At 69.9% G+C, this 23,227-nt stretch carries 20 protein-coding genes; 13 read left to right on the top strand and 7 right to left on the bottom strand.

Features of this window, described 5'->3' with window-relative positions; all coding sequences use genetic code 11:
* The first annotated feature begins 75 nt into the window (after positions 1 to 75).
* Positions 76 to 2,811 (top strand): molybdopterin-dependent oxidoreductase, encoded by a 2,736-nt coding sequence (locus tag D9R14_RS06235; protein WP_121622669.1) that lies wholly within the window; start codon positions 76 to 78, stop codon positions 2,809 to 2,811.
* A gap of 81 nt (positions 2,812 to 2,892) precedes the next feature.
* On the opposite strand, the gene ppa is transcribed toward D9R14_RS06235, so the two are convergent.
* Together ppa and D9R14_RS06245 are read right to left on the bottom strand one after the other, a co-directional pair.
* A complete protein-coding gene (gene ppa, locus D9R14_RS06240) occupies positions 2,893 to 3,426 on the bottom strand; it encodes an inorganic diphosphatase (protein ID WP_121622459.1) in 534 nt (177 codons plus the stop codon).
* Between the two features lie 234 nt (positions 3,427 to 3,660).
* Complete coding sequence (locus tag D9R14_RS06245) at positions 3,661 to 4,170, bottom strand: GNAT family N-acetyltransferase (RefSeq protein WP_170168523.1); 510 nt, start codon at positions 4,168 to 4,170, stop codon at positions 3,661 to 3,663.
* 227 nt (positions 4,171 to 4,397) lie between these two features.
* On the opposite strand from D9R14_RS06245, the gene D9R14_RS06250 reads away from it, so the two are divergent.
* The 3 genes from D9R14_RS06250 (at position 4,398) to D9R14_RS06260 (ending at position 6,350) form a co-directional block, all read left to right on the top strand.
* Complete coding sequence (locus D9R14_RS06250) at positions 4,398 to 4,712, top strand: hypothetical protein (RefSeq protein ID WP_121622461.1); 315 nt, start codon at positions 4,398 to 4,400, stop codon at positions 4,710 to 4,712.
* Between the two features lie 175 nt (positions 4,713 to 4,887).
* Positions 4,888 to 5,544 carry a peptide-methionine (S)-S-oxide reductase MsrA gene (gene msrA / locus D9R14_RS06255; RefSeq protein WP_121622462.1) on the top strand — a complete coding sequence of 219 codons (657 nt, stop codon included), beginning with the start codon at positions 4,888 to 4,890 and terminating at the stop codon, positions 5,542 to 5,544.
* A gap of 116 nt (positions 5,545 to 5,660) precedes the next feature.
* Positions 5,661 to 6,350 (top strand): fumarylacetoacetate hydrolase family protein, encoded by a 690-nt coding sequence (locus D9R14_RS06260; protein ID WP_121622463.1) that lies wholly within the window; start codon positions 5,661 to 5,663, stop codon positions 6,348 to 6,350.
* A 6-nt stretch (positions 6,351 to 6,356) separates the two neighbouring features.
* Here the strand turns inward: D9R14_RS06260 and D9R14_RS06265 are convergent, their stop codons facing one another.
* Genes D9R14_RS06265 through D9R14_RS06275 form a run of 3 tightly spaced genes read right to left on the bottom strand, consistent with a single transcriptional unit; the run spans position 6,357 to position 8,547 of the window.
* Positions 6,357 to 7,034, bottom strand: coding sequence for an adenosylcobinamide amidohydrolase (locus D9R14_RS06265; RefSeq protein ID WP_210210818.1), 678 nt, complete (start codon positions 7,032 to 7,034; stop codon positions 6,357 to 6,359).
* Positions 7,031 to 8,242, bottom strand: coding sequence for a beta-ketoacyl-[acyl-carrier-protein] synthase family protein (locus tag D9R14_RS06270; RefSeq protein ID WP_121622464.1), 1,212 nt, complete (start codon positions 8,240 to 8,242; stop codon positions 7,031 to 7,033). Before D9R14_RS06270 ends, D9R14_RS06265 begins: the two co-directional genes overlap by 4 nt.
* Before the next feature lie 20 nt (positions 8,243 to 8,262).
* Positions 8,263 to 8,547 carry an acyl carrier protein gene (locus D9R14_RS06275; protein ID WP_170168524.1) on the bottom strand — a complete coding sequence of 95 codons (285 nt, stop codon included), beginning with the start codon at positions 8,545 to 8,547 and terminating at the stop codon, positions 8,263 to 8,265.
* A 453-nt stretch (positions 8,548 to 9,000) separates the two neighbouring features.
* Between D9R14_RS06275 and D9R14_RS06280 the strand changes: the two genes are divergently transcribed.
* The 5 genes from D9R14_RS06280 to D9R14_RS06300 all read left to right on the top strand — a co-directional run bounded on the left by D9R14_RS06280 (position 9,001) and on the right by D9R14_RS06300 (position 16,294).
* Positions 9,001 to 9,810 carry an NADPH-dependent oxidoreductase gene (locus tag D9R14_RS06280; protein WP_121622466.1) on the top strand — a complete coding sequence of 270 codons (810 nt, stop codon included), beginning with the start codon at positions 9,001 to 9,003 and terminating at the stop codon, positions 9,808 to 9,810.
* Between the two features lie 106 nt (positions 9,811 to 9,916).
* Positions 9,917 to 12,841: a molybdopterin oxidoreductase family protein gene (locus tag D9R14_RS06285; protein WP_121622467.1), complete on the top strand. Its 2,925-nt coding sequence runs from the start codon at positions 9,917 to 9,919 to the stop codon at positions 12,839 to 12,841.
* Complete coding sequence (locus D9R14_RS06290; RefSeq protein WP_121622468.1) at positions 12,838 to 13,572, top strand: 4Fe-4S dicluster domain-containing protein; 735 nt, start codon at positions 12,838 to 12,840, stop codon at positions 13,570 to 13,572. Before D9R14_RS06285 ends, D9R14_RS06290 begins: the two co-directional genes overlap by 4 nt.
* A 14-nt stretch (positions 13,573 to 13,586) precedes the next feature.
* Positions 13,587 to 14,528 carry a dimethyl sulfoxide reductase anchor subunit family protein gene (locus tag D9R14_RS06295; protein ID WP_121622469.1) on the top strand — a complete coding sequence of 314 codons (942 nt, stop codon included), beginning with the start codon at positions 13,587 to 13,589 and terminating at the stop codon, positions 14,526 to 14,528.
* Positions 14,528 to 16,294 carry a SulP family inorganic anion transporter gene (locus D9R14_RS06300; protein ID WP_121622470.1) on the top strand — a complete coding sequence of 589 codons (1,767 nt, stop codon included), beginning with the start codon at positions 14,528 to 14,530 and terminating at the stop codon, positions 16,292 to 16,294. The genes D9R14_RS06295 and D9R14_RS06300 overlap by 1 nt, the downstream gene beginning before the upstream one ends.
* Positions 16,295 to 16,325: 31 nt before the next feature.
* Here the strand turns inward: D9R14_RS06300 and D9R14_RS06305 are convergent, their stop codons facing one another.
* On the bottom strand, positions 16,326 to 17,423 hold the full coding sequence (locus D9R14_RS06305) for a choloylglycine hydrolase family protein (protein ID WP_121622471.1): 1,098 nt from the start codon (positions 17,421 to 17,423) through the stop codon (positions 16,326 to 16,328).
* Positions 17,424 to 17,769: 346 nt separating this feature from the next.
* On the opposite strand from D9R14_RS06305, the gene D9R14_RS06310 reads away from it, so the two are divergent.
* Together D9R14_RS06310 and D9R14_RS06315 are read left to right on the top strand one after the other, a co-directional pair.
* The gene (locus D9R14_RS06310; protein ID WP_121622472.1) at positions 17,770 to 18,750 is read left to right on the top strand and encodes a Bug family tripartite tricarboxylate transporter substrate binding protein; all 981 of its coding nucleotides are present in this window, start codon (positions 17,770 to 17,772) and stop codon (positions 18,748 to 18,750) included.
* A gap of 147 nt (positions 18,751 to 18,897) precedes the next feature.
* The gene (locus tag D9R14_RS06315) at positions 18,898 to 19,344 is read left to right on the top strand and encodes a carboxymuconolactone decarboxylase family protein (protein ID WP_170168525.1); all 447 of its coding nucleotides are present in this window, start codon (positions 18,898 to 18,900) and stop codon (positions 19,342 to 19,344) included.
* On the opposite strand, the gene gcvA is transcribed toward D9R14_RS06315, so the two are convergent.
* On the bottom strand, positions 19,314 to 20,252 hold the full coding sequence (gene gcvA, locus D9R14_RS06320) for a transcriptional regulator GcvA (RefSeq protein ID WP_121622474.1): 939 nt from the start codon (positions 20,250 to 20,252) through the stop codon (positions 19,314 to 19,316). The genes D9R14_RS06315 and gcvA overlap by 31 nt on opposite strands.
* Before the next feature lie 289 nt (positions 20,253 to 20,541).
* Here gcvA and D9R14_RS06325 point away from each other — a divergent pair, with 289 nt between their 5' ends.
* On the top strand, positions 20,542 to 21,762 hold the full coding sequence (locus D9R14_RS06325) for an acyl-CoA dehydrogenase family protein (protein ID WP_121622475.1): 1,221 nt from the start codon (positions 20,542 to 20,544) through the stop codon (positions 21,760 to 21,762).
* Between the two features lie 97 nt (positions 21,763 to 21,859).
* On the top strand, positions 21,860 to 23,224 hold the full coding sequence (locus D9R14_RS06330; RefSeq protein ID WP_210210820.1) for an aldehyde dehydrogenase family protein: 1,365 nt from the start codon (positions 21,860 to 21,862) through the stop codon (positions 23,222 to 23,224).
* The last annotated feature ends 3 nt before the right edge of the window (positions 23,225 to 23,227 follow it).

Here is a 23,227-nt window from a genome sequence, read left to right on the forward strand (position 1 = left end):
CCGGGGGATGACAGGTCTGGTGTTAAACGACGCCCTGTGGAGATCGATCAGGGCCAAGCCTCGGGCAAGACCGGCATGAACGCCCCCCTCCCCTCACCCCCTCCGGTGAAGACCACCTGCCCCTATTGCGGCGTCGGATGCGGCGTCGCCGTGGTGCCGGACGCCGCGGGCGGCGCCCATGTGGAGGGCGACAAGGCCCATCCCGCCAATTTCGGCCGGCTGTGCTCCAAGGGCGCGGCGCTGGGCGAGACGCTCGGCCTCGAAACGCGCCTCCTTTACCCCATGATGCGCACCGGCGACGGCCCGCTGGCGCGCACGAGCTGGGACGTCGCGCTCGACCGGGTGGCGCGCGACCTTGCCGCCGTGATCGACAGCCACGGGCCGGGATCGGCCGCCTTCTATCTGTCGGGGCAATTGCTCACCGAGGACTATTACGTCGCCAACAAGCTGGCGAAGGGCTTCCTCGGCACCGCCCATGTGGACACCAATTCGCGGCTGTGCATGGCTTCCTCGGTCGCCGGCCACAAGCGCGCCTTCGGCTCCGACACCGTGCCCGGCTGCTACGCGGACCTGGAGGCGGCGGACCTGATCGTGCTGGTGGGCTCCAACGCCGCCTTCTGCCACCCGGTGCTGTTCCGCCGCATGGAGGCGGCGCGGGCGAAGCGCGGCACGAAGATCGTCGTCATCGACCCGCGCGGCACCGAGACCGCCGCCGAGGCGGACATGGTGCTGCCGCTCGCCCACGGCACCGACGCGATCCTGTTCTCCGGCCTCCTGGTGTATCTCGCCGATGCCGGGCGGCTCGACGCCGCCTTCCTCGGCCGGCACACGCAGGGCTTTGCCGAAGCGCTTGCGGCGGCGCGCGCGATCGCCCCCGATGCCGCCGCCACCGCCCGCGCCTGCGGCCTCGGCGCGGCGGACGTGGCCGCCTTCTTCGCCCTGTTCGCCGCCACCGGGAAGGTGGTCACCGGCTATTCGCAGGGGGTCAACCAGTCGGCCCAGGGCACCGACAAGGTGGGCGCCATCGTCAATTGCCACCTCGCCACCGGGCGCATCGGGCGCGAGGGCATGGGGCCCTTCTCCCTCACCGGCCAGCCCAACGCCATGGGCGGGCGCGAGGTGGGCGGGCTCGCCAACCAGCTTGCCGCGCACATGGGCTTCTCGCCGGCCGAGGTGGACCGCGTGCGCCGCTTCTGGTCCGCGCCCCGCATGGCGGAGCGCGAGGGGCTGAAGGCGGTGGACATGTTCGCCGCCATCGGCGCCGGCGAGATCAAAGCGCTGTGGGTGATGGGCACCAACCCGGCCGTCAGCCTGCCGCAGACCGGCGCGGTGCGCGCCGCGCTGGAGAAGCTCGACCTGTTCGTGCTGTCGGAGAACGTCGCCGCCAACGACACCGCCGCCTGCCGCCCGCACGTGATGCTGCCCGCCGCCGCCTGGGGCGAGAAGGACGGCACGGTGACCAATTCCGAGCGCCGCATCTCGCGCCAGCGCGCCTTCCTGCCGCTGCCGGGCGAGGTCAAGCACGGCTGGTGGCCGCTCGCCGAGGTGGCGCGCCGGCTCGGCTTCGCAGACGCCTTCGCCTGGACCTCGGCCGCCGCCATCTTCCGCGAGCACGCCGCGCTCTCGGGCTTCGAGAATGACGGCGCGCGCGACTTCGACATCTCCGGCCTCGCGACGCTGTCCGACGCCGCCTATGACGCGCTCCAGCCAGTGCAGTGGCCGGTGCCCAAGGACGCGGGGGCGGGCGCCGGAGCGGGCGCGACGCCGGGCACGGCGCGCCTGTTCGCGGACGGCGGCTTCTTCACCGCCGACCGGCGCGCGCGCTTCATCGTGCCGGCGCCGGTGGCGCCGCCGCTGGGGGCGGAGGGCTTCCCGCTGCTGCTCAACACCGGCCGCCTGCGCGACCAGTGGCACACCATGACCCGCACCGGCCTCTCGCCGCGGCTTGCCGCGCACGAGCCGGTGCCGTTCGTCGCGGTTCATCCGGACGACGCGGCGCGCCTCGGCCTCGCCCATGGCGGCCTCGCGCGGGTGACGAGCGCGCAGGGCGCCACGGTGCTGGAGGTGCGCGCCGATCCGCGCCAGCCGCCGGGCACCGCCTTCGCGCCGATCCACTGGAGCTTCGCCAATGCGTCGCACGGGCCCATCGGCCAATTGGTGCAGGCGCGCACCGACCCGCTCTCCGGCCAGCCGGATTCCAAGGCCACGCCGGTCGCGCTCGCGCCCGAGCCGGCGCCGTTCGAGGGGGTGCTGCTGGCGCGGCAGGGGCTGACGCTGCCGGACGGCGCCTGGTGGGCGCGCGCGGCGCTTTCGGGCGGGTTCGGCTGGCGGCTCGCGGGCACCCTCGCCCCGCAGGCCTGGGCCGCCTGGTTCGCCGGCCTCGGCAGTTCCGACATCATCGAGATGAGCGATCCGGCGGGCGGCGCCTACCGGGCGGCGGCGTTCGATGCCGCGGGGCGGCTCGTCGCCGCCCTCTTCGTCGCCCCGGCCGGGGCGCGGCCGAACGTGGACGCGCTGAAGGGCCTCCTCGGCGCCGATCCGGTCGCGCCGGACGACCGCCGCGTGCTGCTGGCGGGCCGGCGCGCGGGGCGCGAGGCGGCCGGTGGCCCCCTGGTGTGCGCCTGCTTCGGCGTGTCGCAAGGCGAGATCGCGGCCGCCATCGGCGCCGGCTGCGCGGACATCGCGGCGGTGGGCCGCGCCCTCAGGGCCGGCACCAATTGCGGCTCCTGCGTGCCGGAAATCCGCACGCTGCTTTCGCGGGCATCTCTGGAAGCGCCCGCGCCCCGACCGAAGGCCGATGTCGCGGCCTGAGGTCCCCGGCTGGGGGGGCCGGGGGCGGCGGGAGGCGGCGCCCTGTGCCGCCTCCCGCCACGCATTCGGCCGAAGGCGGCCTCAGCCTTCCTTCTTCGCCCGCTCGATGCCTTCGAGGATCAGCTTCTGCGCCTCGGCGGCATCGCCCCAGCGCACGATCTTGACCCACTTGTTGGGCTCCAGATCCTTGTAGTGCTCGAAGAAATGCTCGATCTGCTTCAGCGTGATGTCCGGCAGGTCGGAATAGTTCCGCACCCGGTCGTAGCGCTGGGTGAGCTTGGAGGAGGGCACGGCGATGATCTTCTCGTCCTGGCCGCCCTCGTCCTCCATCAGCAGCACGCCCACCGGCCGCACGCTGATATAGGCGCCCGGCACGATGGCGCGGGTGTTGGCCACCAGCACGTCGCACGGGTCGCCGTCGCCGGAGAGGGTATGCGGGATGAAGCCGTAATTCCCCGGATAGCGCATGGCGGTATAGAGGAAGCGGTCGACGAACAGGGTCCCCGCGGCCTTGTCCATCTCGTACTTGATGGGCTCGCCGCCGATCGGAACCTCGATCACCACGTTGACTTCACCGGGCGGGTTCTTGCCGATCGGGATCGCATCGATGCGCATGTCACACTCGCATATGGGCCGAGATCGCACGCCCGCCGGCCGGCGTGGCCGGCCGATGGAAACGCGCGGTCTCCCTGAAATTCAGAGGGCGATTCGCCAGGCAGATCGGCTCGACCCGCCCGGATCGCGCTCCAGGGGCGCATGAGCTAGAGCACGCGGCGCGCCGCTTGCAAAGCTAGCTGATCGGCGCATGGCGCCGCCTGCGGCAGGATCGGCGCCCGCGCCCATGCCGGGCTACCGCTGCCAAGCGAAGGCCACCTTGTCCAGCGATTTCGTGCCGAACTGCTCGGTGGAGGATGCGACCTCATGCCCCCCCAGCGCCTTGTAGAAGCCGACCGCGTTCTCGTTGTCGGCCAGCGCCCACACCACAAGGCCCTCAAGCCGCGCCATGGCCAGATCGCGCCGCGCCGCCGCGAACAGGCGCTGGCCGAAGCCAAGGCCCTGATAGAGCGGCTGGAGGTAAATCTCGTAGATCTCGCCGCCATAGGGCAGGCTCTTCGCGCGGTTGCCGCCATAGTTCACGTAGCCGGCGACGTCGTCGCCCACCAGCAGCACGGAGATGCGGCTGCCGCGCCGGATCGCGGCGTCCCACCATTTGGGGCCGCGCCGCTCCACCATGCGTTCCAGTTCCAAACCGGGGATCAGGCCGCGATAGGCCGTGCGCCACGCCGCGTCGTGCACCGCCGCGACAGCGGTCGCGTCGGCGGGCTTCGCCCTGCGGATTTCGATCAGGCCCGTGCTCATGCCCCGATGGAAGCAAACCCCGCGCCGCCCATCAAGTGGCATCGCGCGGCGATGCACCAATTCCAGACTGGCGCCCCGCCGCCGCACCGGGGCAATCACGGCGCGCAGCGCAGGCCCGCCGCGCGCACGAAGGGCTACATGCGGGCGCCGGCCCGTGACATAAGGAGCCAAGACCCACCGCGGGACGCAAGCGCCCGCGGCGAAACTCGAAGGCCCGCTTTGCGCTCATGATCCGCTTCTTCCTGCGCTTCACCGGCTTCTGGCTGCTCGCCGCCGGCTTCGTCGCCTTGATCGTCGACGGCACGCGCTCCATCGCCGCTTCCTCGCTGCTGCTGATGTCGGCGGGCGACGCCTGGTTCGCCGTCTCGCCGGGCACCCTCGCAGCCTTGGAGGCCTGGGCGCGGGCGAGGTCGCCCGCCCTGTGGGACAGCGGCATCACCTCGGTCCTGTCGGTGCCCGCCTTCCTGCTGCTCCTGGTCCTCGGCATCGTGCTGATGACGCTCGGCCGGGTGCGGGAGCGCTCGCGCTTCGAGGCGGGCTGAGCCCTCCCCCCCTCGCGCAATGGCATCCGGAACCCCATATCTGGGGTCCTGGCCGGCCATGGTCCCTTGTGTTTGGTCCCTTTTGTTTGGACTGGCCGCGCCAAAAGTCCTGTCTCATGATGCGCCGATCCGCCGCTTGCTTCCGGGCGCGGGACCGTGCGCAAGGAGCCGTGCCATGCTCTTTTTCCGCAAGTCGCTGGAGCTTCCCACCCGTGAGGAGGCGCTGAAGGGCCGCGAGGGCGCCATCCCCACCGCGCGCGCACACGTCGTCAACGGCCATCCGCTGAAGGGGCCCTATCCCGACGGCGTGAAGACCGCGGTGTTCGCCCTCGGCTGCTTCTGGGGCGCCGAGCGCAAGTTCTGGCAGCTGCCGGGCGTCTACGTGACGGCGGTGGGCTACATTGGCGGACACACGCCGAACCCGACCTACGAGGAGGTGTGCTCCGGCCGCACCGGCCACACCGAGGGCGTGCTGGTGGCCTATGATCCGGCAGCGGTGTCGTTCGACCAGCTGCTGAAGGTGTTCTTCGAGGCGCACGACCCCACCCAGGGCATGCGCCAGGGCAACGACATTGGCACCCAGTACCGTTCCGGCATCTATGTGGACGATCCCGCCGATCTCGCCCGCGCCGCGGCGGCCAAGGCCGCCTATGAGCCGGCGCTGAAGGCGAAGGGCTTCGGCCCGATCACCACCGAGATCGCCGCGGCGGCGCCGTTCTACTTCGCCGAGGACTACCACCAGCAGTATCTGGCGAAGAACCCGCACGGCTATTGCGGGCTCGGGGGCACCGGCGTCGCCTGCCAGATCGGCACCGGCGTGGCCGCCGAATAACGTTGGGAGAGCCGGGCCGCGCGCCCGGCTTTTTCCTTTCCGGCCCGGCGCGGCCGCCCTTTCCTCCCGCCGCCGGGCGGCCTATGGAGGGGCGATCACGCCCCCCGGAGGCCGCCATGTCCGCCTATGCCTTCCCGCCCCTTGCAGTGCCCACTTTGCCCATCGTCGGCAGGGATACCCTGTTCCCGGTGCACCGCATCTACTGCGTCGGCCGCAACTTCGCCGACCACGCCATCGAGATGGGCGGCGACCCCTCCAAGGAGGCGCCCTTCTTCTTCCAGAAGAACCCGGACACCCTGGTCCATTCCGGCGCCACCATCCCCTATCCCAAGCGCACCAACGACGTGCACCACGAGGTCGAACTCGTGGTCGCGCTGAAGGAAGGCGGCGAGGACATCCCGGTCGCGCGCGCGCTCGACCACGTGTTCGGCTATGCGGTGGGCATCGACCTGACCCGGCGCGACCTCCAGGCCGAGGCGAAGAAGGCCGGCCGCCCGTGGGAGGTGGCCAAGGCGTTCGAGGAATCCGCCCCCTGCAGCGCCATCGTGCCGACCAGCATCTGCGGCCATCCGGACAAGGGCCGCATCTTCCTGAAGGTCAACGGCGAGACGCGCCAGGACGGCGATCTCAACATGATGATCTGGAAGGTGCCGGAGATGATCGCGATCCTCTCCACCCTGTTCCGCCTCGCGCCCGGCGACCTGATCTTCGCCGGCACCCCGGCCGGCGTCGGCGCCATCGCGCGCAGCGACGTGCTGGAAGGCGGAGTGGAGAATGTGGGCGAGATCCGCCTCACCATCGGCTGACGCCGCTCAGGGGGCGGACTGGTCCGCGAGCCAGCGCGCCGCCGCCTCCCGGGTCGCCGCCAGGACGGCCGCGCCCAGCGCCTCGCCGACCGCCGTGTGCAGCCCCGCATAGTCGTGCGGCGCCGCGCCCGGCAGGCCGGCGGGCGCGCTCATGACCACGCAGTCGGTGCCTGTGCCCGTCACCGGCGCGTCCTGCCCCTGCCGGCAATAGCCCGCCTCCAGGATCGCCAAAGTGCGCGCCTCGACGACGAGGGAGAGCGCCTCCACCAGCGCCGCCGGGGTGAGCGGCACCGAGACCGCGGCAATGATGTTCACCGTGCCGAGGCGCTCCGGCGCCGCGGCGCGGGCGCCCACGCGCTCGCCATTGTTGAGCCCGAGCGTGACGAGGGCCGCCGCGCTCACCCCCTCCACCTGCGCCGTCGCGTGGTGGTGGCAGGCGATGTCGCGCGAGGTCATCAGGCCCACCGCGTCGGCGAGCCCGGCGGCCGCGAGCCGGCCGGCGAGCAGAGCGCGCGGGTCCACGTCCGGCGGCAGGTCCGCGTCGCGCACTTCGAGGATCGCCGCCGCCTGCGCGGTGACGAAGCCGGGCCGGCCGATGGACCAGGAGAGCATGTGCTGCGGCGCGTCGAAGCGCGCCGCCAGGAGCGGCCGGCGGAAATCGACCGCGAACGGTGCTTCGCTCAATGCCAGGCCTTCAGCGCCAGCACCGCGTTGAGGCCGCCGAAGGCGAAGGCGTTCACCAGCGCATGGCCCACCGCGTGGTCGCGCGCGGCGTTGGGCACGCAGTCGAGCGCGCAGTCGGGGTCCGGCACCCGGTAGCCCATGGTGGGCGGCACGAACCCCTCGCGCATGGCGAGCACGGTGCCGATCACGCCCAGCGCGCCGGCCGCGCCCAGGCAGTGGCCGTGCATGGACTTGGTGGATGACACGGGCATCGTGTCGAGCTTGGCGCCGAACACCGTGCGCAGCGCCGCCGTCTCGGTCTTGTCGTTGAGCACCGTGCCGGTGCCGTGGGCGCTCACATAGTCGATCGCCTCGGGCGCAAGCCCGGCATCGGCCAGAGCGAGCCGCATGGCGCGCGCGGTGCTGGTGCCGTCGGGGGCGGTGAGGTCGTTGCCGTCGGCGCTCATGCCGAAGCCCACCACCTCGGCGAGGATCGGCGCGCCGCGCCCGCGCGCGCGCTCCAGCTCCTCCAGCACCACCACGCCGCCCGCCTCGCCGAGGACGAGGCCGTTGCGGTCGGCGGAGAACGGGCGGCAGCCGTCCGGGCTCAGCACCCGCAGCGCCTCCCAGGCCTTGAGGAAACCCAGCGTGTGGGGCGCCTCGCTGCCGCCGGAGAGCGCCACGTCGAGCAGGCCGGAGCGGATCATATGGAATGACAGGCCGATGGCGTGGCTCGCCGAGGAGCAGGCGGAGGCCACCGAGAAGGACGGCCCCAGCACCCGGTGGGCCATGGAGATCTGGCTCGCCGACGACGACGGCATGGAGCGCGGCACGGTGAAGGGGTGCGGCCGGCCGGGCGGGGTGGCGTTCAGCCGGTGATAGCCGTCCTCGATGGACTGGAAGCCGACCGAAGCCCCGTAGATCACGCCCGCCTTCTCCGGCGCCACGCCGTCGAGCGGGTCGCCCGCCTGAGCCACCGCCTCGCGCGCGGCGGCGAGGGCCAGCTCGGAATTGCGGTCCATGAGGCCGCGCTGGCGCGGTTCGAGGAAGGCGTCGGGATTGAAGTCGGCCGCCTCGGCGAAGCATTTCACCCGCAGCTGCGTGCCGTCCATGAGGCGGGTCGGGCCGATGCCCACCTTGCCGGCCTTCAGGCTGGCGAGGTGCTCGGCCACGTTCGCGCCGATGGACGAAACCGCCCCGAGGCCCGTGATGACGACGCGCCGGCTCATGGAATGGTCCCGCTTTGCGCTCAGCCGGCGGACGAGGCGGAAGGGCGTCCGGCCTTGGCGTCCACCAGCGCGATCACGTGGTCGACCAGCGCGAAGACCGGCACGTCGGTGCTCTCCAGCGGCCCTTCGGAGGGAATTTCGATCTGGAACCGATCCTCGATCTTGAAGATCAGCTCCACAAGGTCCAGCGAGCCGATGCCGAGGTCGGAGACGGTGGTGTCCGCGTCCACCATGGACGGATCGACGGCGGCTTCTTCCGCGATGATTTCCAGAACCTGCCTCTTGCGCGCCTCGACATCCAGCACCGCGACACCTCCACGCCACGCCCGCCGTCCGGTCCTCCCAGGACCCCCGGCGAGGGCGGCGCTAACATGCACAGGCTCCGATCGGATGTCCACCTGAGGTGAGCGCGGGCCTGGGCTGCGCGCGCGAGCGTCGCGACGGGCATGGCCAATGCGGCGACAAGTGCGGCGACAGGCGCGGCGAAAGTCGCGGCCGGTTCGGCTCCGCGCCTATTGGCAGCAGGTCAGGAGCCTGTACCCTTGCGGGGCACCCGCCGCGACCTCATGTCCCGTTACCCGCGCCATCGACCGCGCCAGGCGAGACCCTCTCGACGCGTCGCTGATCGATATCCCCGTGTCGATGCGCCTGCGTCGATGCCCGGCCCAAGGAGCCGTTCCGTGTCCACCCTCCCCGCTGATTCCGCCGCCCGCGATCTTGCCGCCCGCGAACACGCCACCCGCGATCTTGCTGCCGAAATGGCCTCGCTGCTCGAAGCCCGCTACGGCGCGGCTGGCGCGAGCGTGGATATCCGGCTGAACGACGTCATCGCCGGCCTTCTCGCCCACCGCACCGTGCGCGCCTTCGCCGACCGCCCGCTGCCGCCCGGCACTGTCGAGACGCTGGCGGCGGCCGCCCAGTCCGCGGCCTCGTCCTCCAACCTCCAGGCGCTCAGCGTGATCGCGGTGGAGGATGCCGGCACGCGCCGCGCTTTGGCCGAGCTGGCCGGCGGCCAGGCGCATGTGGCGCAGGCGCCGCTGGTGATGGTCTGGCTCGCGGACCTTTCGCGCCTCACGGAACTCGGCCGGCGCCAGAGCGCGCCCACCGAGGGACTGGACTATCTGGAGATGCTGCTGGTGGCGGTGATCGACGCCGCGCTCGCGGCGCAGAACGCCGTGGTGGCGCTGGAATCCCTTGGGCTCGGAAGCTGCTATATCGGCGCCCTGCGCAACCGCCCGCGGGAGGTGGCCGATCTGCTCGGCCTGCCGCCCCATGTGGTGGCCGTGTTCGGCCTGTGCGTCGGCCACCCGGACCCCGCCCGCCCGGCGCGGGTGAAGCCGCGCCTGCCGCAGGACCTCGTGCTGCACCGCGAGCGCTACGACCCGAGCCTGCCCGCCGCCGCGGTCGCGGGCTATGACGCGACGCTTGCCGCCTTCCAGCAGGCGGAGGGAATGGCGCAAGTGGGGTGGACCTCCACGGCGCTCAACCGGGTGCGCGGACCGAAGTCGCTCAGCGGGCGCGACCGGCTTGCCGGCATTCTCCAGGAGCTGGGCTTCCCCCTGCGCTGACCGGCCGTCGCGCCCCAAGGCGGGGCGCGATCAATCTCATTGCAAGATGGAATTGATCTAAAACATCGATTGGACCCTGCCGCGCGGCGGGGTCCATCTATTTCACATGATGCACAACGGTTATCGAGGGGCGAATTCCGCGCCCACGCAGCAGCCCCTCCCCCACCCCCACGCGCCGGCCGAGCCGGACAATGTGGAGACCTCGCCGAAGATCGGCGACCAGGTGGCAAAGACCACCTGCTACATGTGCGCCTGCCGCTGCGGCATCGAGGTGCATCTGCGCGACGGCAAGGTGCGCTACATCAACGGCAACAAGGACCACCCGGTCAATCGCGGCGTGCTGTGCGGCAAGGGCAGCGCCGGCATCATGCAGCACTACAGCCCGGCGCGGCTGAAGAAGCCGCTGCTGCGCACCGGCGAGCGCGGTTCCGGCGAATTCCGCGAGATCGAGTGGGACGAAGCGCTTTCCATCGCCGCCGAGCGGCTCGGCAACATCCGCGCGACCGAGCCCAAGAAGCTCGCCTTCTTCACCGGGCGCGACCAGTCGCAGTCGCTCACCGGCTGGTGGGCCTCGAAGTTCGGCACCCCCAATTTCGCCGCCCATGGCGGCTTCTGCTCCGTCAACATGGCGGTGGGCGGCCTCTATACGGTGGGCGGGGCGTTCTGGGAGTTCGGCGAGCCGGACTGGGAGCACGCCAAGTACTTCCTGCTGTTCGGCGTCGCCGAGGACCACGATTCCAACCCCATCAAGATCGGCCTTGGGCGGCTGAAGGCGCGTGGGGCGAAGTTCGTCTCGGTCAATCCGGCGCGCACCGGCTACAACGCCATCGCCGACGAATGGGTGGGCATCCGCCCCGGCACGGACGGCCTGTTCGTGATGGCGCTGATCCACGAGCTTCTGCGCGCCGGAAAGATCGACGTGCCCTATCTGGCGCGCCACACCAACGCCCCGGCGCTGGTCATCAAGGCGCCCGGCACGGCGGAGGACGGCCTCCTCCTGCGCGACGCGGAAGGGCGCATCCTCGCCTTCGACAAGGCGACCGGCGGCCCGAAGCCCGCCGACGATCCCGACCTCAGCCCGGCTCTGTCCGGCACGTTCGAGGTGGAGGGGCGCACCGCGACCCCCGTGTTCCAGGTGTTCGCCGAGCGCTATCTCGACCCCTCTTATTCCCCCGAGGCGGCCTCCGAGCGCTGCGGCGTGCCGGCGGACACCATCCGCCGCATCGCCGCGGAACTCGCGCATGTGGCGTTCGAGCAGGCGATCGAGCTGCCGGTGGCCTGGACCGACACCGCCGGCCGGCGCCACGAGACCATGACCGGCCGGCCCATCGCCATGCACGCCATGCGCGGCATCTCGGCCCATTCCAACGGCTTCCAGACCTGCCGCGCGATCCACGTGCTGCAGGTGCTGCTCGGCTCGGTGGACGTGCCCGGCGGCTGGCGCTTCAAGCCGCCGTTCCCGAAGCCGATCCCGCCCGGCCCCAAGCCTGCCGGCAAGGACGGCGGCAAGCCCATGACGCCGCTGTCCGGCATGCCGCTCGGCTTCGTCTCCGGTCCCGAGGACCTGCTGGTGGACGCGGACGGCGGCCCGGTGCGCATCGACAAGGCCTATTCCTGGGACGCGCCGCTCGCGGCCCACGGCATGATGCACATGGTGATCCGCAATGCGTGGAAGGGCGACCCGTACAAGATCGACACGCTGATGATGTACATGGCCAACATGGCCTGGAACTCGTCGATGAACACCGACGAGACCATCGCCATGCTGACCGACAAGGACGAGAAGGGCGACTACCGCATCCCCTTCATCATCTATTCGGACGCCTATTTCTCCGAGACCGTGCCCTATGCCGACCTGGTGCTGCCGGACACCACCTATCTGGAGCGGCACGACTGCATCAGCCTGCTCGACCGGCCCATCAGCCATGCGGACGGCCCGGGCGACGCCATCCGCCATCCCGTCGTCACGCCGGACCGCGACGTGCGCCCGTTCCAGAGCGTGCTGATCGAGCTGGGCGCCCGGCTCGGCCTGCCGGGCTTCGTGAACGAGGACGGCGCGGCCAAGTACAAGGACTATGCCGACTACATCGTCCACCACGAGCGCGCGCCGGGCATCGGCCCGCTCGCGGGGTGGCGCGGCACGCAGGGCGAGAAGATCGGCCGCGGCGAGACCAATGAGGGCCAGCTCGACCGCTACATCGAGAATGGCGGCTTCTGGCATCACGAGCTTTCGCCGGACCAGCGCTACTACAAGATGGCGAACCGCTCCTATCTCGATTTCGCCGTGCACATGGGCTTCGTGCCGAAGGCCGACCCGATCGTGTTCCAGCTCTATTCCGAGCCGCTCCAGCGCTTCCGCCTCGCCGCGCGCGGGCACGGGCCGGTGGTGCCGCCGGAAGGCGACCGCGCCCGGATCGAGGCCTATTTCGATCCCCTGCCCTTCTGGTATGCGCCGCTGGAGGAGGCGGCCATCGCCACCGCCGACTATCCCATCCACGCGCTCACCCAGCGCCCCATGCACATGTACCATTCCTGGGGCTCGCAGAATGCGTGGCTGCGCCAGATCACCAGCCAGAACCGGCTGTTCGTGCACCGCGAGCTCGCTGCCGAACTCGGCCTCGCCGACGACGACTGGGTCTGGATCGAGAGCATCAACGGCAAGGTGAAGGGCCAGATCCGCCTCGTGGACGGGGTGGAGAAGGCGACCGTGTGGACCTGGAACGCCATCGGCAAGCGCCGGGGCGCCTGGGCGCTGAAGGACGACGCGGCCGAGAGCAACCGCGGCTTCCTGCTGAACCACGCCATCGGCGACCTCTTGCCGCCGGACGTGAACGGCAAGCGCTATTCCAACTCCGACCCCATCACCGGCCAGGCGGCCTGGTTCGACCTCCGGGTGCGGCTGCGCAAGTGCGCCCCCGAGGAAGCCGGCTTCACCGAGCCGCAATTCGCCCGGCTGCCTCTGCCGCCCAATCTCCAGCCCGCGCCCGACGTGCTCCGCTTCGGCGCCCAGTTCAAGGAGGCGGCGCGATGACCTGCCTGCCCGCCAAGACCGAAAAGAGCCTGGGGCTCGTCATCGACCTCGACACCTGCGTCGGCTGCCAGGCCTGCGTCACCTCCTGCAAGGAGTGGAACACCGGCGGCCACATGGCCCCGCTCACCGATCAGAACCCCTATGGCGGCACGGCGGACGGCGTGTGGTTCAACCGCGTCCACACCTATGAGCATGAGGTGGACGGGGCGAGCCGCACGGTGCACTTCCCGCGCTCGTGCCTGCATTGCGAGACCCCGGCCTGCGTCACCGTCTGCCCCACCGGCGCCTCCTACAAGCGCACCTCGGACGGCATCGTGCTGGTGGACGAGGACAAGTGCATCGGCTGCAAGCTGTGCAGCTGGGCCTGCCCCTACGGCGCGCGCGAGTTCGACGTGGACGTGGGCGTGATGAAGAAGTGCACGCTGTGCGTCGACCGCATCTACAACGAGAACCTCAAGGAAGAGGACCGGGTGCCGGCCTGCGTCGCCGCCTGCCCGTCCGGCGCACGCCACTTCGGCGACCTCGGCGATGCCACGTCTCCCGTGTCGCAGCTTGTGGCCGCCCGCGGCGGCACCGCGCTGATGCCGGAATTGGGCTACGCCCCCACCAACCGCTATCTGCCGCCGCGCGCCAATACCGGCCGCGGCCCGAAGGTGGCGGCCCCCGCGCTGGAGAGCGTCGGCGATGCCGGCGGCTTCTTCGGCTGGGTCGACCGCGTTCTGTCGCGCTGAGGACGGGCCGAGCCATGCATCCCGCTTATTCCGTCATCGTCTTCACCACCGCCACCGGCGCGGGCTACGGCCTGCTGGCCCTGCTCGGGCTGCTGGCCGCCACGGGCGCAACGCCGCCGTCGCTGGTGCCGGGCCTCGTGAGCTTCGGCCTCGCCTTCGCGCTGATCGGCGGCGGGCTTTTGTCCTCCACCGGCCATCTCGGCCGGCCGGAGCGGGCGTGGCGCGCCTTCTCGCAGTGGCGCTCCTCCTGGCTCTCGCGCGAGGGCGTGGCGGCGGTCGTCACCTTCGTGCCGGCGGGCCTCCTGGCGCTCGGATGGGCGGTGATGGGCCGCTCCGGCGCCTGGATCGCCATATGCGGGCTTTTGGCTGCGGCGTGCGCCGTCGTCACCGTGTGCTCCACGGCGATGATCTATGCCTCGCTGAAGCCGATCGCCCAGTGGCACAGCCGCTTCACGCTGCCGTCCTACCTGCTGTTCGCCGCCACCAGCGGCCTCGTGCTGCTGAACGCGCTGATGCAGGTGTTCGGACGCCCCTCCGTGCCGTGGCTGGCCGCCGCGCTCGTCTTCACCGCGCTCGCCTGGGTCCTCAAGGTCGCCGTCTGGCGCCACAACGACGCGCTCGGCATGCCGGCGACGCTCAATTCCGCCACCGGCCTCAAGGGCGGCACCGTGCGCTCGGTGGAATGGCCGCACACCGAGGACAATTATCTCCTGAAGGAGATGGGCTACCGCGTCGCGCGCAAGCACGCCGCGCGGCTGCGCCTCATCGCCGTCATCCTCGCCTTCGCGCTGCCCGGCGCGCTGCTGGTGATCGCGCTCCTGCTGCGCGGCGGCCCGGCGGCGGCGTTCGTGTCGGTGCTGGCGGCGGCGAGCCAGCTTGCAGGCCTAATGGTCGAACGCTGGCTGTTCTTCGCCGAGGCCAAGCACACCGTCACCCTCTATTACGGCCGCGACTGATGGCGTTCCTGTCGGCAGGCAAGTTCCCGGTGCTGAACTTCCCCCTCACCGGGGCGACACTGCGGGCCGACGTGCTCGCGGGCCTGCTCGGCGCCGTGCTCTCGCTGCCCCAGGGCATCGCCTTCGGCACGCTCGCCGGCCTGCCGCCGGAATACGGCATCTACACCGCCGTCGTGCCGTGCATCGTTGCGGCGATGTTTGGGTCGAGCCGCCATGTGGTCTCCGGCCCCACCAACGCCAATTCGCTGGCGCTGTTCGCGGCCCTGAGCCCGCTCGCCATCCCGGGATCGGCGCAATACATCGCGTTCGCGCTCGCGGTGACGGCGCTGGTGGGCCTGATGCAGCTGGCGGTGGGCGGCTTCAAGCTCGGCTGGGTGGCGGACTTCATCTCGCCGGCGGTGCTGATCGGCTTCACCAGCGGCGCCGCCATCCTCATCGGCCTCTATGCCCTGCCGGATTTCCTCGGCATCACCATCGAGGCCGGCGGCGGCGTCATCGGCCTTCTCACCAAGCTTGGCGCGCACCTCGACCAGATCAATCTGAGCGCCTGCCTGGTCGGCGCCACCACGCTGCTGGTCAGCTTCGCGCTGGCGAAGGTGTCGCGCCGCCTGCCCTACATGCTGATGGGCATCGTGGCCGGCTTCGGCATGGCCGAACTGCTCGCGCTGTTTCCCGCCTGGCAGAAGGTGGCGCGCATCGGCGACATCCCCTCGGTGCTGCCGCCCTTCTCGGTGCCGTGGATCGAGCCGGCGATGCTGCCGCAATTCATCTCCATCGCCGGGGCGCTTTCCATCGTCGCGCTCGGCCAGTCGGTGTCCATCGCCAAGGCGATCGCCCAGCGCTCGGGCCAGCACCTGGACGTGGACCGGGAATTCGTCGGCCAGGGCCTGTCCAACATCGCCGGCAGCTTCTTCTCCTCCTACGTCTCGTGCGGCTCGCTGAACCGCTCGCTGCCGAACTACCTTGCCGGCGCGAAGACGCCCATGGCGGCGGTGCTGTCCGCGCTGTTCCTGGTGGCGCTCGCCTTCGTCTCCCGCCCGCTGCTGGAGCGGCTGCCCATGGCGGCCATCGGCGCGCTGCTGGTCTATATCGCCTACGGGCTGGTGGACGTGGGCGGCTTCCGCCGGCTGGCGCGGCACCACCGCGCCGATCTCGGCGTCGCGCTCGTCACCTTCGGCGGCATGCTGTTCCTGCCGTTCCAGCAGGCGATCATCATCGGCAGCGCGCTGTCGCTGCTGCTCTATCTCAACCGCACCGCGCACCCGGCGGTGCGCACGCTGGCCCCCGACCCCAGCACCGAGCGGCGCACCTTCAAGCCGGTGGAGGAGATCGGCGGAGCGGGGCGCGAATGCCCGCAGCTCAAGCTGGTGCGCATCGAAGGCTCGGTCTATTTCGGCGCCGCCGGCTACATTACCCGCCGCCTCCACGAGATGCGCAGCGGCGCGCAGAAGCACATGCTGGTGATGGTGAAGAGCATGAACTTCATCGACCTCGCCGGCTCCGACGTGTGGGAACACGAGCTGTTCGCCCGCCGCCAGATCGGCGGCGACCTCTATTTCCATCAGCCGCGGCCGGACGTGCGGGCGCTGTGGCGGCGCACCGGATTCGAGGAGCATCTGGGGCCGGGCCACGTGTTCGAATCGAAGGCCGAGGCGCTCGCCACGATCCACGCCAAGCTCGACCCAGACATCTGCGCGACCTGCGCCGTGCGCGCCTTCCGCGAGTGCGGCACGGTCAGGCCGGCGGCGGGCGGCCCCGGCGGCTGACGGGCCGGCCCCGAAAACGCCGGAGCGGGCTTCAGTTCTTCAGCGCCGCCGTCCCGTCGATCACCGCCGGATACGGTAGATCGGTCACGAGCTTCGCGCTCGGCGCGGTCTGCGCGAAGATCGGCGCGAGGTCGATGGTCAGATAGATCAGCCGATGGGCATAGTCGGAGATCGTCAGGGTGTTGTTGGTCAGGTCCTTGATCGAGACCCACTGGGTGTAGTCGGAGATCAGCTGGCCGCCGTCCTTGCTCTGGGCGATGCCCATGGGGATGTCGACGGTATTGAGGATGTGGCCGATGGCCTGGCGCGCCTCGGCGCCGGTCTTCGGCGCGGTGATGAAGTGGCGCAGGAAGGCCGCGCGCACGAAGCGCGCCGGCGGCGAGTAGTCGCCCGGCATGCCGAGCATGCCGCCGCCCTGGCCGATGGCGGTCACGTTCGCCGTGCCGAGATTGCGCTCCGACACCCCGACCGTGGAGAGGTTCAGGTAGTTGCGAATGTTGATGAGGTGCCAGTCATAGGTCGGCGCGTTGGTCAGCACATGGGCGACATTGTCGTGGATGCGCAGCTCGCCGCCCACATATTCCACCACGATGCCGGCGCCGGTGCGGTCCGTGAACACCATGTGGATGGTCGGCGGCGTCGGGCCGCTCGGCAGCGAGGGATCGGCCCACACCTTGATGCCCGGCAGCGCCGCGCGCACCTCGGCGACGCTCGCATGCATGCCGAGCACCCAGGCGCCGAAGCCGAGGATGGAGACGTAGCTCTTATCGGCCTTGGTCACCGCCTGGTACTGCGTGAAGCCGGGCAGGAAGTTGCCGCTCATGCCGAGGCCGGAAGCGTTCTGGCCTTCCAGGATGGCGCCGCCGGGAATGATCTCGGCGCTGATGCCCACCACCGCCTGCGTGGTCACAACCTTCACCGGCGGCAGGCCGAGCTCGGCCGGCGCGGTCAAAGTCAGCTCGGTGCCCTTGGGCTGGCTCTTGAGCGTCCACTTCATGTCGAACGCCCATTCCATGGTGCGCCCGGCGATGACCGTCTTGTCTGCGGCCATGATGTCGACGGCGGTGCAGGCGAGCGCCTGCTGAAGGGAGGCGAAGACCATCAGTCCCGCCATGGCGATACGCAGCATGCATTCCTCCGCCGTTTGGACGCCGTTTCCCGGCGCTTCGACATCAAGAGCCGGTGCCCGTCCCGCTGGAACCCACGGCGTTCGCTTTTGACCTGATTGTTAGCACCTCGCAGCGCTATCGGCTACGACGGGCCATCCTTCGGCAGGGCGTTGGCGAAAAGCCCGCCATCGTCGAGAGCGCCGGAGGTTCTCCATTACAATTACTCATGTCCCACCCGCCGCAAAGGTCGTTTGAAGCGGCTCCGGGACGCGCGCACAGTCGGCGCACGCAAAGCCGGCCGCAGCGCGGCCGGCCGCGGCAGCCGAGGGCCACGACACGAGCCCACGAAGAAGCATTGGAGGAAACATGATCCGCTCCTGGCTCGCGACGTCCGCGGCCGCCCTGGCGACGGCAACGCTGCTCATCAGCTCCGCCGTGCACGCGCAGGAGGCCTATCCCACCCGTCCCATCCGCCTGATCGTGCCGCTTTCTCCAGGCGGCGTCACCGACATCGTCGCGCGCCTCATCGCCCAGTCCATGACCCGCGACTGGGGCCAGCAGGTGGTGGTGGACAATGTCGTCGGCGCCGGCGGCACCCTCGGCGCGGAGGCCGCAGCGCGCGCGCCGGCGGACGGGTACACGCTTCTCATGGGCACCGTGAGCTCGAATGCCATCAACGCCTCGCTCTACAAGAACCTACGCTACGACAACATCCGCGATTTCGAGCCGATCTCCCTGGTGGCGATGGGCCCCAACATGCTGGTGGTCAATCCCAGCGTGCCCGCCACCACGGTCGCAGAGCTGATCACGCTGCTGCGCGCCCACCCGAACCAGTACAGCTATGGCTCGACCGGGGTGGGAACCTCGGTCCACCTCCTGGCCGAGCGCTTCAAGACCGTGACCGGCACCGCGATGACCCATGTGCCCTACAAGGGCAGCGGGCCGATGACCGTGGACCTCACCGCCGGGCACGTTCAACTGAGCTTCGACAACATGCCGACCGCGCTGGCGCAGGTGAAGGCCGGCAAGCTGCGCGCGCTGGCCGTGACGAGCCCGGAGCGCTGGCCGACCCTTCCCGACATCCCGACCATGGCCGAGACCATTCCCGGCTTCGTCGGCATCTCCTGGCAGGGCCTGTTCGCGCCGAAGGGCGTGCCGGAGCCGATCCTGGACAAGCTCTCCGCCGAGGTGCGCAAGATCCTGGCGGAGCCGGCGGTCAAGGAGCGCTTTCTGGAACTCGGCACCCAGGCCGCCGGAAACACGCGCGCGGAGTTCGCCGCCTTTGTCGCGACCGAGACCGGCCGGTGGGCGGAAATGGTCAAGATCTCCGGAGCGAGCGTGAACTGAAGTGCCAAGACCCGCGACGGCGGCTGCGGACCGGCAGGCCCCCGTCGCGGATCGATGTTGCATCGGCGGCGCCCGACGGACCACAATCGCGCGCGCCGCCGGAGGCCAATAAATTCCGCCGCAAATGGCGCCATGGGGAGGACATCAATGAAGTCACTGTTGTCGGAGCGGGGTACGAATACCCGCCGCGATGTTCTGGGTGCGGACTGGGTCGATCGAAATCTGCAGAATACGACCGAGTTTGACCGCGCCTGGCAGATGTACGTCACCAACATCAATTGGGCCGGCACCTGGTCGCGCAACATCATCCCGCAGCAGCAGCTCAGCCTGATCAATCTCGCCATGCTGGCCGCCTCGGGGCAGATGAAGGAATTCGAGCACCACTTCCACAATGCCCTGGTGCGCACGAAGGTGCCGCTGCCGCAGCTGCGCGAGCTGCTGCTGCACGTGGCCCAGTATTGCGGCATTCCCACCGGGACCGACATGTTCCGGATCGCCCGCCATGTGCTGGAGCAGGAAGGCATCGACCTGTCCACACTGGAGCCGCTCGACACCGATTACCTCTACACGCTCGGGGATGAGACCTCCGCCTGAGGAAGGGCGCCGACGGAGCGGTGCGACGCCTGCGCGAGCCAGGCGCGAAACACCTGGATCTTGGGCGCATCGGCGCGTTCGCGCGGCGTGACGAGGTAGTAGCCGAGATCACGCCGCAGCACCGTTCCGAAAGGTTCCACCAACCGGCCGCTGCGCAGATCATCTTCCACGTATGAGCGCTGGCCGATGGCGATGCCGAGATTGGCCCGCGCGCATTCGTAAACGATGCTGAGGTCCTCGAAATAGAGGTTGTCCTTCTGCTCCTCGGCAAGGTTCGCGCAACGGTACCATTCGGCCCAGTCGGATGGGCGCAGATTGTGGTGCAGAAGGGTCGACCCGCGCAGCAGCGCCTGCGGCGACGAGCTGTCGCGCTGCGCGAAATAGTCAGGGCTGCAGATGGGCGACAGCTCGTCGAGGAAGAGGAGGTCGCAGTTCCAATGAGGCCACTGTCCGCGGCCGTAGCGGATGCCGACGTCGACCGCGTCGCGGTCGAAATCCACCGGATCTGACGCCGCCACCAGGCGCACCTCGATCTCGGGGTGGCGCCGCTGGAACTCCGGCAGCCGCGGGATCAGCCAGCGGATGAAGAAAGTCGTGTAGCCGCGCACGGTGAGCACGGAATGGGTGTGGGTGGCGATCAGGTTGTCGGTAGCCCGAGCAATGCGCACATAGGCGTCCTCCAGCGACTGGGCGAAGACCCGGCTGCCGTGGCTGAGCTGGAGCCCCTGCGCGGTGCGGGTGAAGAGCGGGAAGCCGAGCCGCAGCTCCAAGGCACGGATATGCCGGCTCACCGCGCCCTGCGTGACGCCGAGTTCTTCCGCCGCCTTGGTGAAGCTGCAATGGCGCGCCGCCGCCTCGAACGCCCGAAGCTGGTTCAGGGGCAAAAGCCGTCGATGCGGTCTGCTCATGAGTTTCACTCACATGGTGCCCGGAAGAAAAATAACTTGTCGCATCCCGGAAACGCCGACAAACTATTTATATACAACGGAAATCTTCACTCAAAGATAAAAACCCAGGCAACAAGCCCATCCGGATACGAAGCATTTTTATCATGCCGATCCCAATCTCCGGCTGAGTTCCCCTGCTGGAATGGGACTGGCGGCATCGCCCTATCCCCCGCAGGGCCGCCCCGATCCATCCGATGGGCCACTCCGACGGGCCACAGAGCCGAACGCCCAGGCGCACAAGGACCCCCACATGCATCCGAACCTCAGTGACGAACAAAGGCAGATGGTCTCAACGGTCCGGGACCTCGTCCAGTCGGAGTTCAGGCCGAATGCGCAGCGATACATGGACGGCACCTTCCCCTGGGAGAACATCCGCAAGCTCGCCGAGATCGGCGTGCTGGGCATGTCCGTCCCGCAGGAATATGGCGGTCTCGGCCTCTCGGTGTTCGACAGCGCCCTCGTGCTCGAAGAGATCGCCAAGGGCTGCTACGTCACGGCCATGGCGGCGCTCGGGGAGGCGGGCGTTCAGACGCGGGTGATCGCCCACTACGCTCCGAAGTCCATCCGGGAGCGCATCCTGCCGAAGGTGGTGACCGGCGAGTGCATCCTCGCCATCTGCATGACCGAGCCCCATGCCGGGACCGACGTCGCCAACTACCGCACCAACGCGCGCGTGGTCGGCGACAAGGTGGTGCTCAACGGTGTGAAGACGTTGATCAGCCGCGCGCCGGAAGCGGGAATGTTCGTGGTCTTCACCCGCATCGACGGACGGCCCGGCCGCGAGGGCATCGGCTGCGTCCTGGTGGAGCCCGGAACGCCCGGCTTCGAGGTCACCGGCACCTTCCACACCATGGGCGGAGAGAACCTCCACGAGGTGCAGTTCAACGATTGCGAACTCCCGATCGAGAACCTCGCCATCCGCGAGGACGGCTTCCGCAAGCTCCTGTCCGCTTTCAACACCCAGCGCTGCCTCAACCCCTCCATCTCGCTCGGGCTCGCCGAGGGGGCCTTCGAGGAGGCCTGCCGCTACGTGCGCGACCGTACGGTGTTCGGCAAGGCGGTGGGCGACTTCCAGGGCGTGCGCTGGAAGCTTGCCGACATGTACCGCGAGATCGAGACCAGCCGCGCTATGCTCTACCGCGCCTGCGCCAGCGCCAATCCGTTCCCCGATCCCTTCCTGTCGGCGGTGGCAAAGATCACCTGCAACGAGATGTCGGTGCGCGTCACCAGCGAGGCGATCCAGCTGCACGGCGGCGTCGGCTTCACCGACGAATATGCGGTCTCCCGCTTCTATCGCGGCGCACGCTACGGCTCGCTCGGCGGGGGCACCTCGGAGACGCTCCGCGACCTGATCGGCAAAAGGATCATGGAGGCGACCACCTTCGGCGATGATCTGCTGAACTACAGTGCGCCCAGCCAGCGCATGCCCAGCCCGGCCGAGACGGCGGGCTTCGCCATGCCGGCGGAGTGATCCCATGCCGCACGCCGCAGTGCCAAATCCGGTTCCTCACGGGAGCGTTCGGCGGGTGAGCGCCATGATCGGCGGTCGTCCTACCGAGGGTGAAGGCGTGTTTGAAACCGTCGACCCCTATCGGCAGACCCCATTCGCCGAGGTGGCGCAGGCGGGTCCGCGCGAGGTCGCGGCCGCAGTCAAGGCCGCGCGGGCCGCCGCGCAAAAGGTGGCGGCGACGCCCGCCCGCGCGCGGGCCGCGCTTCTGCGGCGCGCCGCAGAATCCGTCAGGACCCGCGCCGAGAGCCTTGCCCTAACCATGGCCCTGGAGACCGGCAAGCCGATCCGCGATGCCCGGCGCGAGGTGGCACGCTGCCCGGAGACGCTGGAATTATGCGCCGAGGAGGCGGTGCGCATCGAAGGCGCCCACATCCCCATGGACGCGACCGACATCGGCGCAGGCAAGCTCGGCCTGGTGTTGCGCTTCCCGCTCGGGGTGATCGCAGCCATCACGCCCTACAACGCCCCCCTCAACCTCGTCTGCCACAAGGTGGGACCGGCCCTTGCGGCCGGCAATGCGGTGGTGCTCAAGCCCGCTCCGCAGGCGTCCGCAACGGTCGCGGCACTGGTGGAAGCGTTGTGCGAGGCCGGGCTTCCGGATGGCTGGCTGAACAGCATCTATGGCGACGCCGCCGGTCGCCTTCTGGTGGAGGCGTCTGGCATCGACGCCGTCTCGTTCACCGGCTCGACCGCTGTCGGCGCGCGCATCCGCGCCGCCGTGCCGCTGAAGCCGGTGGTGCTGGAGCTGGGCGGCAACGGCTTCACCATCGTCCACGCCGATGCGGACCTCGAAGTCGCGGCCGGCCTGTGCGCGTCGAATGCCATGCGCCTCGCCGGCCAGAGCTGCATCTCGGTGCAGAACGTGTGCGTCGCGCGGCCGATGTTCGATCGCTTCACGGCGATGGTGCTCGCGCAGGTGGATCGGCTGAAGGTCGGAAATCCCCTCGACGAGGCGACCGACGTCGGTCCCGTGATCTCCGTGTCGGCGGCCGAGGCCATCGCGCGGCGGATCGAGGCAGCGGTGAAGGCCGGAGCCGAGGTCCTGCGCGGCGGCGGACGCACCGGAGCGCTGGTCGAGCCGACGGTGCTGCGGCTCGACGCGGAAGGAGGCCCCACCTTCGACGAGGAGGTTTTCGGCCCGGTGGTGAATCTCATCGCCTATGACGACCTCGCCGAGCCGGTCTCGTGGATCAACCGGGGGCGCTACGGGCTCCAGGCGGGCGTCTTCACCGGCTCGCTCGCCGTGGGCATGTCGCTGGCGCGCGCGCTCAGGGTTGGCGGAGTGATCCTGAACGGCACCTCCACCTGGCGATCGGACCAGGCGCCCTACGGCGGGGTCAAGGACAGCGGCTCCGGTCGCGAGGGCCCGCGCTACGCCATCCGCGACATGACGGAAGAGCGCTTCGTCGTCATCAATCATTGAGGA

Origin of the sequence: Xanthobacter tagetidis (genome assembly GCF_003667445.1) — a bacterium.
GTDB classification, from domain to species: domain Bacteria; phylum Pseudomonadota; class Alphaproteobacteria; order Rhizobiales; family Xanthobacteraceae; genus Xanthobacter; species Xanthobacter tagetidis.